Source organism: Thainema salinarum CENA647 (assembly GCF_057732415.1).
Map to the genome: position 1 here is coordinate 4854361 of NZ_JBYJZJ010000022.1, position 12358 is coordinate 4866718.

At 51.5% G+C, this 12358-nt stretch carries 11 protein-coding genes and 1 tRNA gene; 7 read left to right on the top strand and 5 right to left on the bottom strand.

The features are described from left to right. Positions 1–312 precede the first annotated feature (312 nt). Entirely contained in the window at positions 313–951 is a 639-nt protein-coding gene (locus AC286M_RS27985) for a TraX family protein (RefSeq protein WP_488207508.1), read from the bottom strand. Positions 952–1303: 352 nt separating this feature from the next. Here AC286M_RS27985 and AC286M_RS27990 point away from each other — a divergent pair, with 352 nt between their 5' ends. Next, the gene (locus AC286M_RS27990; protein WP_488207509.1) at positions 1304–2359 is read left to right on the top strand and encodes a glycosyltransferase family 4 protein; all 1056 of its coding nucleotides are present in this window, start codon (positions 1304–1306) and stop codon (positions 2357–2359) included. Positions 2360–2470: 111 nt separating this feature from the next. Here the strand turns inward: AC286M_RS27990 and AC286M_RS27995 are convergent, their stop codons facing one another. After that, a complete protein-coding gene (locus tag AC286M_RS27995) occupies positions 2471–3343 on the bottom strand; it encodes an SPFH domain-containing protein (RefSeq protein WP_488207510.1) in 873 nt (290 codons plus the stop codon). Positions 3344–3536: 193 nt separating this feature from the next. Here AC286M_RS27995 and AC286M_RS28000 point away from each other — a divergent pair, with 193 nt between their 5' ends. Further along, positions 3537–4712: a YdcF family protein gene (locus tag AC286M_RS28000; RefSeq protein WP_488207511.1), complete on the top strand. Its 1176-nt coding sequence runs from the start codon at positions 3537–3539 to the stop codon at positions 4710–4712. 137 nt (positions 4713–4849) lie between these two features. Here AC286M_RS28000 and AC286M_RS28005 read toward each other — a convergent pair whose 3' ends face one another. Next, complete coding sequence (locus AC286M_RS28005; RefSeq protein WP_488207512.1) at positions 4850–5314, bottom strand: PPC domain-containing protein; 465 nt, start codon at positions 5312–5314, stop codon at positions 4850–4852. Between the two features lie 213 nt (positions 5315–5527). Here AC286M_RS28005 and crtD point away from each other — a divergent pair, with 213 nt between their 5' ends. The 3 genes from crtD (at position 5528) to AC286M_RS28020 (ending at position 8106) form a co-directional block, all read left to right on the top strand. Beyond that, positions 5528–7060 carry a C-3',4' desaturase CrtD gene (gene crtD, locus AC286M_RS28010; RefSeq protein WP_488207513.1) on the top strand — a complete coding sequence of 511 codons (1533 nt, stop codon included), beginning with the start codon at positions 5528–5530 and terminating at the stop codon, positions 7058–7060. Between the two features lie 138 nt (positions 7061–7198). After that, positions 7199–7666, top strand: coding sequence for a 2TM domain-containing protein (locus tag AC286M_RS28015; protein ID WP_488207514.1), 468 nt, complete (start codon positions 7199–7201; stop codon positions 7664–7666). A 104-nt stretch (positions 7667–7770) separates the two neighbouring features. Then, positions 7771–8106: a (2Fe-2S) ferredoxin domain-containing protein gene (locus tag AC286M_RS28020; RefSeq protein WP_488207515.1), complete on the top strand. Its 336-nt coding sequence runs from the start codon at positions 7771–7773 to the stop codon at positions 8104–8106. 6 nt (positions 8107–8112) lie between these two features. Here AC286M_RS28020 and AC286M_RS28025 read toward each other — a convergent pair whose 3' ends face one another. Both AC286M_RS28025 and AC286M_RS28030 read right to left on the bottom strand, forming a co-directional pair. Further along, a complete protein-coding gene (locus tag AC286M_RS28025) occupies positions 8113–8427 on the bottom strand; it encodes a DUF3288 family protein (protein ID WP_488207516.1) in 315 nt (104 codons plus the stop codon). 164 nt (positions 8428–8591) lie between these two features. Next, a protein-coding gene (locus tag AC286M_RS28030; RefSeq protein WP_488202786.1) for an ISKra4 family transposase occupies positions 8592–9679 on the bottom strand; the annotation gives its coding sequence in 2 pieces (ribosomal slippage) (positions 8592–9508 and positions 9508–9679; 1089 coding nt in all). 170 nt (positions 9680–9849) lie between these two features. Here AC286M_RS28030 and AC286M_RS28035 point away from each other — a divergent pair. Both AC286M_RS28035 and AC286M_RS28040 read left to right on the top strand, forming a co-directional pair. Continuing rightward, a tRNA-Phe gene (locus tag AC286M_RS28035) sits at positions 9850–9922 on the top strand. 285 nt (positions 9923–10207) lie between these two features. Next, a complete protein-coding gene (locus AC286M_RS28040) occupies positions 10208–12355 on the top strand; it encodes a carotenoid oxygenase family protein (RefSeq protein WP_488207517.1) in 2148 nt (715 codons plus the stop codon). The last annotated feature ends 3 nt before the right edge of the window (positions 12356–12358 follow it).

Genomic DNA, 12358 nt, shown 5'->3' on the forward strand with positions numbered 1-12358 from the left:
ATAGCAGTAGTCACACGGGTTGGGATGTTGGGAAACTCTGAAAACGTCAAACGTTGAAACGCTGGATTTCGTAGGTTTCTCGACCAAAGTGGCGACAGCTATACATACCAGTTTGACTTATAGAATTATTAACTGCTTGTAATACTGAGTCATCAACCCTTAATCCTCAACCTGTTCGGCTGATAGAGCGATGTCCAAAGCTAGTTAATCGGTTATGGACTTTATTGGCAGTAAAGTTTTTGGGGTTGGAAATTGTTTTGTAGCGCGGCGGAGCCGCGCTACAAAACAATTTCCGATAAAGTCTTATGGAGATCATAAGTTAGTGATCCAGCGATACAGCAGCCATAACAACAGTAGATGCAGCGGGTAGAACAGGTAAAACCATCTCGCTTTGGGGCCACGCTGGTGATTGGCGGCGTATAGCAGGAGTGGAGCAAAGATGGCAGGAAACTGGAAGGCTGCCAGTCCTGGCGCGATTAGCAAATAGCCAAGGTGAAGTCCAATCCAGCCAGCCCACCAGATTGAACGAGGTTGAAAATAGCGAATCAGCGCAATGAGTCCTATGCCATATGCGCCATATTCTAAGTCGAGGAATTGTGCGATCGCAGCTCCTGCCATCCAAATCACAAGTTGCCACTTTGGCAAGAGCCTGACCAATCGCAAGCACAATAGCCCTAACAACAGCAGGAAGAGAATATTGCGCTGCGTCGATTCAAATAAGAGTTGATAGATGGGCTGTGAAACCAGACCGAGCAGCAAAAGCCGGAGGCCATACTGCTTAGCATTGTGAGTATGTTTTTCGCCATCCACCAGCAGCACGACGAACAGGGGAAAGCTGATCCGCCCAATAATGCGCAAAATAGCAATGCCGGGAAAGAAGACTGCGCCAATGTGATCAATCAGCATGGTGATCGCTGCCAACAGCTTGATTTCGTAGTTGTTCAGCGACATGGAGCGATTAACCTTGGATTGAACGTTTCTAGGTTAGCTAGAGGGTGGAGGGATTGCCCATTACCCGATTGGCTCAACCTGCAACCTGAGCATGGTTCGCAACTGGTGCTTAATCGTTGAATGATCGCGGTTTTCAGGTAATGAATTTTGGGGTGTGGGCACCGCTCATACAGCCCAGATTCACCGCTTTTTGGAGGACTACCGAATGATCAACCCGTTGAGGATACAAGAAATACTGTGATGAGTTGCTATAATCAGGCGTCGAACGGAATTAGAGCTTTCTAAATTTGACTCAGAATGAGAAAGCTGCTGGTTCGAATTCAAGCATCCCACTTAAATTAATCATTGCAGTATGCGGCTTCTGTTTGTTTCAACCCCCGTTGGCCCATTGGGATCAGGATTAGGCGGCGGAGTTGAGTTGACCCTGCGGGTGATTGGGCAGGATTTAATCCGGCGTGGCCATCAGGTTACAGTGGTTGCACCTGCTACCTCCGAACTTACAGGGATAGAGGTAATTGAAATTCCAGGGCAGTTTCAAACCGCCGCCCAAACTCAGACTCGTGATGTGCCAATCACGCTGCCGGGTAATGCCGTGCTAGCCAACATGTGGAGCTATGCGCAAACCGTGCAGCAGGACTATGATTTGCTGGTTAATTTCGCTTACGACTGGCTACCGTTTTATCTGACACCGTTTTTCGAAACTGCGATCGCGCATTTCATCAGTATGGGTTCGCTGTCTGAGGCGCTGGATCAAGTTGCCAATCAGGTTATTCAAGCTTTTCCAGGCACAATTGGCGTTTATACCCGCACTCAAGCCGAGACGTTTCCCTTTGCCGACCAGTGCCGCTGTTTAGGCAGTGGGATTGATTTGTCCCAGTACGAATTCAATGCCGCTCCTGAGTCAGCATTGGCTTGGCTAGGGCGGATTTCACCGGAAAAAGGGTTAGAAGATGCGGTGGCGGCGGCACAGGCAACTCAGATACCCCTAAAAATCATGGGGAAAGTTGAAGATCAAGCCTATTGGCGGCGCATTCAAGCGACCTATCCGTCTGCACCAATTGAATATCTAGGGTTTCTCAGCACCGACAAGCTGCAGGCGATTTTGCGTCAGTGTCGGGCGTTAGTTATGACGCCGCGCTGGGTTGAGGCGTTTGGGATTGTCGCCATTGAAGCCCTGGCCTGCGGTGTACCAGTGATTGCCTATCAGCGGGGAGGCCCAGCCGAAATTGTGCAGTCTGGTCAAACCGGCTGGCTGGTCGAACCGGATAGCGTTGATGGACTGATTGACGCGATTGGAGACATTGACCAGCTCAATCGTCACTACTGTCGGCAGCAGGCGGAACAGCTCTACTCGCTGGACGCATTTAGTCAGCGGTTTGAGCAGTGGTTCCAAGACATTCTCAGTTAACTTATAGTAGGTCGGCATAAATAAACGCATCTAAAAAACCGGGGGAGCGCCCCGGTTTTTTAGATATATGCAGCTACTTACCAGATTTGTAATTTATCAGCCCGAACGACATTAACCCGAACTGCCCCCATTGGCACCATTTGGATCAGAGGAACCGGATTGAGAACGATTGGCTCTGGGAGAACGGCGAGGAGACGGCCCGCCATTCTGATCGCCGTTTTCGTAGCCCAGCAAATCCGTAATCGCTTCGTCTAGCGAACCGGGATCCATAAACAAGATCTTGGTGTTTTCGCTCTCGCCCAGCTTTTGATTCGCTTCCACATAGCGTTGGGCAATGAGATAGCGCAAAATATCAGCGCTGCTGCTACCGTGGCTCTCAAACGCCTTAGAAAGCATCTGCATTGATTCCACAGTACCCTGAGCTTCTGCGATCGCAGCTCGCTTTTTAATCTCAGCCGCCTGCTGTTTTTCCATCGATTCCAACACAGCTTTAGAGGGTTCAATACGCTGCACTTCAACCCGAGTGACCTTCACGCCCCAAGGTGCCGTCACCTCATCCAGGTGATTCAGTAGCGCCTGGTTAATGGTGGCGCGGGATGAAAACGTATCTTCAAACGCCATTTGACCAATTTCCGATCGCAGCGTGGTGAGAACGAGATTACGAATCGCGGTTTCAATATCGTCAATTTCGTAATACATGCGCTCCAGATCGAGGATGCGCCAGAATACGACGGCATCGACCTGCAACGAAACGTTGTCGCGGGTGATCGCAGCTTGGGGATCGATGTCTAACACCTGCTCACGGGTTGTGTCTTCCAGCACGATGTTATCGAGGAAGGGCACGATGAAGTTGAGTCCTGGGCCTAACTTACGGTGATAGCGACCGAGACGCTCAACAAGAGCTTGGTTGCTTTGGTTGATAATCCGAACCGAGGCAACCATGTAGCCAATGATGACCAGCGCGAATACAGCAAGAGCATACATGGGTTGATAATCCAACTTGGATTGGGTTAAGTCGTTCTGTGCTTTGATTATGTCTTGCTTCTGGAAAAATGTGTGGTGTTGTCTGCTTTATCACAAATTCCGTCATGAAGTGATAGCGAAATGGATGGATTTGCTATAAAACAGTGTGGATGATCTGCATCAGCAGATTGAATAAACCTGCGAGAAAGACGCCATGCTACTGGTACTGTTGAGCCGAATTTTGCTCTGGGCACTCATCGGCTGGCTCATTTGGTACATTCTGGTCAAGTTTATTCCCAGAGCCTACCTGACCTGGTTTGGCGGTTTTGTCATCTTGGCTTTGCTGTTTTTTGTGTTTGTTGAACCCAATGATGATGATGCATCTGTAGCGTGGCAAATTCTATCGCTACCGTTACGCCCGCTGGGCTTAGTCATTATTTTGCTGCTGTATTCCATGCGGGACGGTTGGAAAAAGGTAAAAAACCAGCAAATCTGGTGGGCGACAGCTTTATTGATTGTATTCAGCATGCCGCTGATTAGTGCATTCTTAATTGGTAATCTAGAGCGGGCTGTTTTTGAATCGGCGCTGAAACAACATGCACTCTGTGCTGAGCTGTGTCCGGTTCAACTGGCTCCGGCACATGAAACGATTGATGCCATTGTGGTCTTCACCGAAGGGATTCAGCACATCGACACGTGGGTTGATCCCTTGGCGCAAATTTACCAGTCCAGCAACGGTCTATTGGTGATGTCGCAGGTTGCAAGTCTAGCCTATGCGGCTCAGCTCTATCAGGATCAGGTGGCGTTCCAAGGCCATCGTCCCCTGGTTTATGTCACTGGTGGGCCACCCATCGATCAGCGATTTCCCCAGACGATTGACGAGGCTGATCGCATCGTTGACTTTTTAGCTCGGCATGGGGTTGATCCGGTGCAGGTGCAGGTGGGGTCAACGGGTCTACAGGTGCGGGCATCTGTGCTGCGGGTGCGGGAGCTGCTCCGCTATCCCAAAGCGAATAATTGGCCTCGGGTAATTGCGATCGCACCTGCCCACATGATGCAGCGAGTGGGCCTAGCGTTCTATCGCAAAAATATTCGTGCGGTTGCGCGTCCGACTGAATATTACGAATTTGCTGTCCCGAATCCTAACGGCTTCTTACAAAAGCTAGCGACGTTTATTCCCAGTGCAGAAGCTCTAGCGGTTTCGACTCATGCCACTGATGAATATCTGGCGCTAATGTATTATTTTTTGCGCGACTGGATTCCGGGCTTCTACGTCACCTGGCAGGGCGTCGTCGAAGTGGATAAGCATCAGCTTGAGCATCTCAATCGTGACAATGGCTCCAACAATGACTGGTGGCCATTTGACAACTGTGATGACGGATCGTGCTAGTTCTTAACGGTTTACCCATAGTTCAGAGCCCAAGGTTAGCAGCGCTAGCCTTGGGCTCTGAAATTTAGATATTAAATCTTATTCTGCGACTTTATAACCAGCTTTGGTATCACCCTTTTAGCCAATCAGGCTTTCCCTTACTCAACTGGACGTAAACGCGTAACCTTCAGCGTAAACGGGCCAATGCCGTCACCGGCATAGGAACGTACACGCACAGTGTACTTGCCGCCTTGGGTAATGCGAGCAAACAAGAGTGAATTAGTTGTACCATCTGGCCCATCATCGTTTTCGCCCAATGTTGAACCATCGGGAGCAATCAGCGACACCAGCGTATCGAATTCATCTGACGTCAGGTCAATCGCGACCTGATCGCCTTCTGTCAGATCTAGCGTATAGTCGCGTGAATATCCGCCGAATCCGGTCGGAATATCGCTACTCGACAACACATCGTCAACGGGCTGGTTGGACTGGATAGGAATAGGAACATACATAGTGCTTTGGGCTTTGACGGTGGCTGCGTTAAAGCCGAGTGCTAACGTTGCCAGAGGCAAAACCGTTAATGGAGCAAATTTGGTAGCAAACTTGGAAACCAACTTCATCATAGATTTTGAGTTCAAGACACAGACTGTTGAGCAATTATGTTCCATTTTCCCCACGACCTGCGGGAAAGCCGGAGAAATCTCAACCGGACTTTATATCTTTCTGAGTGTTCCCATGCCCACACCCAGTTAAGCAACGGAATTGCAGGGAATTAGGCCGATTCTCTATGATAGAAGAGTTAAGAAATGTAAAACGCGAGTGAAACGCGATCGCACATGCCGACTCCTTCTCCGGTTTCAACTTCTGATCCATCCTTATCCTCGGGTAACCGCATTATTGTCGTGGGTGCCGGAATCGGTGGCCTCACCGCCGCTGCCCTCCTAGCCCATCGCGGCTATGACGTGACGGTATTCGATCAGGCAATTGTACCGGGCGGCTGTGCATCGACGTTTAAGCGGCGCGGTTTCACGTTTGATGTTGGTGCCACTCAGGTCGCAGGTTTAGAACCCGGCGGCATTCATCACCGCATCTTTAAAGAACTAGAGATTGACCCACCGGAGGCGCGACCTTGCGATCCGGCCTGTGCCGTCTACCTACCCGGAGAAACCGAACCGATTCGCGTCTGGCGTGACCCCGAGCAGTGGCGAGCCGAACGACAGCGGCAGTTTCCCGGCAGCGAACCCTTTTGGCAACTGATGGAGCGCCTATTTCGCTATAGCTGGCGCTTTCAGTCTCGCGATCCGGTTCTGCCGCCCCGCAGTCCCTGGGATCTGTGGCAACTGGTCAAAGCCGTGCGTCCTGACACGTTGCTAACACTGCCCTATACGTTGTCAACTGTGGGCCAAGTGCTGCGCGGCTGCGGGTTACAGAACGACCATCGCCTGAAAACCTTTTTGGATTTGCAATTAAAGCTCTATTCCCAAGTAGACGCCGACGAAACTGCTCTGCTCTATGCGGCAACGGCTTTGGGTGTATCTCAGGAACCCCAAGGCTTATTTCACCTAGAAGGCAGTATGCAGTCCCTCAGCACCGTCCTCGTCAAAGCGCTGAAACGAGATGGCGGTCGCCTCCACATGCGCCATTCAGTTGAACAGATCCACGTTGACCAAGACCAGGTACGAGGCGTCACCGTCCGCAATACTAAAACCGACGAAACCTGGATGGAACCTGCCGATCATGTGATTGCCAATGTCACCGTGCAAAGTTTAGTCAAGCTGTTGGGGGAAGCCGCTCCCTCCGGCTATCGGCAGCGGGTCGATAAGCTACCGCCCGCCTCCGGGGCCTTTGTCATCTATCTCGGCGTCGATCAGGCCGCCATTCCTACCGACTGCCCGCCCCATCTCCAGTTTTTGTACGATGCCGATGGCCCCATTGGCGAAAACAACTCCCTCTTTGTCTCCGTCAGCCAACCCGGCGACGGTCGCGCTCCCGCTGGTCAAGCCACCGTCATTGCCTCATCCTTTACCGATCCCGATCAATGGTGGAAATATGCCGATTATGAAGCGCTGAAGCAGGAATATGCTGAAGGTGCGATCGCAAAACTCAGCCAATATTTCCATCTAACCGACGAAACCATTCTTTACCAAGAAGCCGCCACACCCCGGACTTTCGCTAACTTCACTGCCCGCGATCGCGGCGAAGTCGGCGGCATCGGCCAGCGAGTCCCCACCTTTGGCCCTTTCGGCTTCGCTAATCGCACCCCCATCAACCGCCTCTGGCTGGTCGGCGACTGCACCCACCCCGGCGAAGGCACCGCAGGCGTCAGCTATTCGGCCCTCACCACTGTGCGGCAGATTGAAGCGTTGTAGTTTTGCGAACAGCAGCTGCCGCAATGCGGCAGTTGCTGTTCGCCTGGATTTTGGTGGGCAATCCACACCTCTAGAGAGTAGTTAGCCGCAGCAATTGTTTTCTATAACTAAAGGGTAGGTGGTTCCAGTTGATGCATCATGGCCGAGCTTTACCATTCCGACGACATCCAAGAAATCCTCTGTCGTGCGATCGCACGACAAGCTCAAACAGACGAGCTGACTGAGCGGCAAATGCTTGAAATTGCTGAGGAGTTGGGTATTTCCCCTGCCAATCTCCGACTGGCAGAGCAAGAATGGTTTACCCACAAAGGTGAACTGCAAGAGCGCCAAGTCTTTGATATACAGCAGCGGCGAGAATTCAAAAATCATGCCGTCAAATACGGCATCGTCAACGGATTTCTGCTCGCTATCGGCATCACCGCTTTCGACAATATCTCTGGGGCCTTATTCATTGCCCTCCTTTGGGGATTAGGCCTCTCTCTACACGCCTGGAAAGTCTACCACTCCGAAAGCCCCACCTATGAAGCCGCCTTCCAACGCTGGCGTCGCCGCCGCCAAATTACCCGCTCGGTCAACCGCGTCCTCAATCGCTGGCTCGGTGTATAGATTAAGGTTTGTGTCCCCAATATTCTCGTAATTTTGACGACGGCAAATGCGCCGCAGATCGTTAGGATAAGGTCACTCTTTGGTCGTCTCATCCCGGTTCGCCTGTGACTTCTAATCCAATTAAACCCCGCCGCTGCTGCGTCATGGTCTGTCAACATCGCTCCTGCCAGCGAAACGGATCGGCTGAAGTACTAGCTACGTTTCGCCAAGCCGATAAACCCAAGGGCGTGATGATTGCCGAAAGCGACTGTATGGGGCAGTGTGGTTCCGGGCCAACCGTGCGGGTAATGCCAGATGACGTGTGGTACTGCCGCGTCACCACAGCCGACGTGCCCCGCATCATCGAGCAGCATTTGAAGAACGGCAATCCCGTCAAGGAGCGATTGCATCCCCGCTTTCATACCGAACTCGATGCCTATTCCTTCAATTCCCCAAGCTAATTGACTCTATTCCTCTGCCATATCCGCCCAACTGCCCTCCCGTCGAGAAGCACTTCGCCCTTGGCAAACATACACAGGTGTCCCCGCATGAATCTGGCGGGTTTTCTCAAATAAAGCGTCTTCGGTCAAATTCCAGTTTTGCAGCACCGTATCCAGATCTTGCTGAATGTCTCGTGCTCCTGGAAAGCCCTGATAACGAATACGGAGCCGTGCAGCCTCCGCTAAATTCATATCGGTAGGCTGTCCATTCAGTAAAGTATTAACAATCTGGCGATCCTGATTCCAAAGGGGATGCTGCTGATCCAGGGTACTAACAGCCATAAGCTTATCCTATTTGCATCGCAATCATGCTATCCGAGATAGCGGAAGTATCGGCTAGCTTAGCGTAAAACCTGAAGAGTGAGGTTTCGGATTTTGGCAGTTTGGGCAGATATGAGATCGGCGTTGCTGTCTTGTAGAAAATCGCACAGGGAGTAGGTCACCTTCTACAGAGAAAAACATCTCTGAGGTGAGAGCCTGCCGTTGAGGTAAGCACAACGATGCGCTAAAACCTGCGGCACCCGCTCAGCGTTCCAGGCAGCGCCAGGGATCTTCGTGCGTTGGTTAATTTGCTTCACCCAGGACTCAACATCCCCCGAGCCAATCGGCCACCCTTCTTCTTGGTAGTAACGATAATTGGGGATGCGGTCACGATGCCGCTCTAGATAGCCACAGAAGCGACGTGCTGCTTCCGACTCGCTCACCTCAAACACATTCATAGCAGCGTCTACTTGTCCCTGCCAAAGAAAGCTGCGAGCGGTTTCGAGTGCTTCTGGAGTGGCTTGGACTTGATGCAAATTTTCCATCAGGTGAAACCAATCGAGGATTTCGTGACGTTGGTGGTCGTTGCCAATCTGGGCATAGATGCCCCAAACCCCATCATGACCATCGCCCAGGCAGTCCACTATCGGGGCTAAGGGGAGGTCATTTGCCCACTCAATCAGGTGTTCGTTGTCTTTGAACCAGGCCATGCCCTGATGCTGCTCACCCAAATTCAAGGCTTTATATTCGCGCCACTCAGCCGCTTCCCCCAGCGGCGTGCGCAAGCGAATCATGCCGCCATCCAGGCTCATTTGCTCAACCGGGACCTCACTCGTGGGCAGCTCGAAGTCATGGCGCGCCTCCAACCGCTGCTGCGTTTTCGCACTCACCCGTCGTCCCGTTTGCACCTCTACTTCAATCGCCGCTTGGGCATAAGAAACAATTGCGCTTTGGCGCAGACAGCACAGCTCTAAATAAGGGCTGACCTGTTGTCGGGGACGGACACCGAGTTGTTTGGCCTGTTCACTACTGAGGGATAACCGGCCCAGAATGCTCTCTAGTTGGCGGGGATATCCTTCGTCGGTGCCGGTAACGGTTTGGCAAAAAACTCCCCAATGACTGGCGTGACGTGTTCTTGCACTTGAGCGCGCACCGTTGATTCGATGGCTCCCAAATTTGCCATCGGCTGGTTTTGCTCACAGGCTTCCTGGTACAGTAGTTCCGCGATGCGTTGACTGCACTGTAAGAGTTCTTGGTGTTCCGCTGGCGTCATTAGAGCACCCTCAAAATATCGCTACAGTCTTACTCTAATTTTTCTCTCAAGAAAGTGACCTGCTCCCATCGCACATCTCCCCGCCTCACCAACTGCCTCAGATTTTTTTCAAAACATCTTGCATCCTTTCGTTAAGTTTGTTACTTTAATAAAGCGTTAATCAATCGTGCGCCGGGATAGCTCAGCCGGTAGAGCAGAGGACTGAAAATCCTCGTGTCGGCGGTTCAAGTCCGCCTCCTGGCATTCTGTACATTCGCATATTAAATGTCGCGATTCACAGATCAGTGTCGTTTTACGGCACTTTTTTGTTTTGTGCCTGACGGTAGTCTGTCTTTTCCAGAAGCTAAAGACAAGTCAAGGTAGAACCATAGTCATCTAACCTCTTGCGTATTCTAAATCGGTAGGCAATCCTATTCAGATAGTGATTTTTGTGGCAATAGCCGATACAGCAAAAAGTCATTATTTTTTGAGGATCGCCCATCAATCCATCAATATAGGATCTGTGTTGGTTCTGCTTCTGGATGAATTATGACCCAATCAATGTCTGCCAACTGGCCACCGTTTCCGCTTGCAATGATGCAGGCTCGTGATGCGGAACTGAGTGATCTGCAACTGAACGTGGTGGCAGGGGCGTTGCCTACCGATATAAGTGGTCACGCATTCATTGTTGCGCCCGTTGGCTCTGTCACGTCAAATGGATTGCCCAACCCTAGCGGTACCCATATTTGGAATGGCAACGGCTTGATTTACCGACTAGATTTTGACCAGCCTGGACAGGTCAATTTAACGACACGATTAGCGAAATCACCCTGCTACTATGCCGATGTCGCGACTCGCCCTGGTAGCCGCTTTGAGCATTACCAGTTTCAAGATCACGGCATGGCCAGGTTTTCGCCCAAGTTAGGGATGCGGGACGAGCTGAATACGGCGTTTGTGCCAATGCAGTTTGGGGGGAATCAATCAACGCGATTAGCGATCACATTTGATGGTGGACGTCCCTATGAGATTGATCCGGTTTCGTTAGCAGTTGTCACGCCAGTGGGGTCTAATCAGGAATGGCGACCAGGCGCTAAACTGGGCGTTCCGTTTGCTCCCGTGTTGAGTACGGCTCATCCAGCGTTTGATGGTGTAACGGGCCAGTTTTTTACGGTTAATTATGGTCGCTCGCTGACTAATTTTATTGAAACGATTCCCGCCATCTATGACCTAGACGTGCTGCCGCATGAGCTAGAGGAACTGCTGCGGCAAATTGCAGCGTTTTTCAACGATCAGTGGATTGTGCAGATATTGTTCAGTCCGTTGATGGCTTTGGGGCAATGGGTGATTGATGGTATACAAGCTGTTTTTGCACAGCTACTGGGGGTGGAGGACTTTGTCTATTTGATTCGCTGGGATGGAGAGGGCGATGTAGAACGTTGGCGACTGATATTACCGGATGGTTGTCCGGTGCGGATTGAGCAGACCATGCACCAAATCGCTGTCAGCCGCGATTATGTAGTGATTATGGATACCTGTCTCAAGTTTGGCTTGGAGCAGATCCTCAATAATCCGCTACCTGATAGTCTGCCGACCGAACGCCTGTTGCGATCGCTACTAACTCGGCCTCAATCGCCCAACACCAAACTGTACATTGTGCATCGCAATCAGCTCACGATGGGACAGCATCCCGCCAGGCAGGAGGCGGAAGTTAAGGTAGTTGCTTATCCGCTAGAGATACCGCTGGAAACGGCTCATTTTCTGGCGGATTATGATAATGCCAAGGGGCAGCTCACGCTGCACATGGCCCATGAATGCGCCACCGATGTATCAGAATGGGTGCGCCGCTACGATCAGTCGGCCTATGATCCGAGCCAGCCGCTCAATGCGGCCCTGGAAGGGATGATTGCCGTTGGGGCAATGGATGTCGGTCGCCTGGGACGGTACATCATCGATATGTCTCAGATCAAACCGCGTTTAATTGAATCCAAGGTGGTGCATGACGCTCGCCATCTGTGGGGGATGGGGCTGTATGCTAATCGCGATAGCCAACCGGATGGCCAACCTGTGCAGCAAATTCGTCATTTATTTTGGCAATCCTTTGGCTTTTGGCCAGAACTACTGTCGGAATTTATATTGGAGCGCTATCGCGACTATCCATACCGCATGGTTCCGGTTGAACAGGTGTTGGCAGCGTCTGAAACTACCATCGAGCGACCGTCATCCCTATTGCGGGTGGATACCGCCACGATGGAAATTGCGGATGTGTATGAGTTTCCGTTGCGATCGCAACCCAATGGCTCTATAGCCAATGGGTCTATGGCCAATGATTCCGTTTGGCATACCCATATTGTCAGTTCTCCCCAGTTTATTCCCCGCACGCCGCCCAATCCTGAATGCGATCCACAACTTGATGGCTATATCCTCTGTACGGTTGTGTCTCAAACGGCAAAGGAACTCTGGCTGTTTGACGCCGCAGCCCTCCATCAAGGCCCAATCTGCCGCCTCAGCCACCCCGACTTGGACTTTGGCTACACGATTCATACAGCTTGGTTACCCCAAATTCAGCCCCGTACGGCAGCGTACTGTATTTCTGTGCAAGCGGATTACGATCCGATGCTGAAAGGCCAGCCAGCCGATATTCGCCGCATTTTTGAACAGCATATCTATCCGCATTTTTCGTCTACGCGGCATGGCTGATTT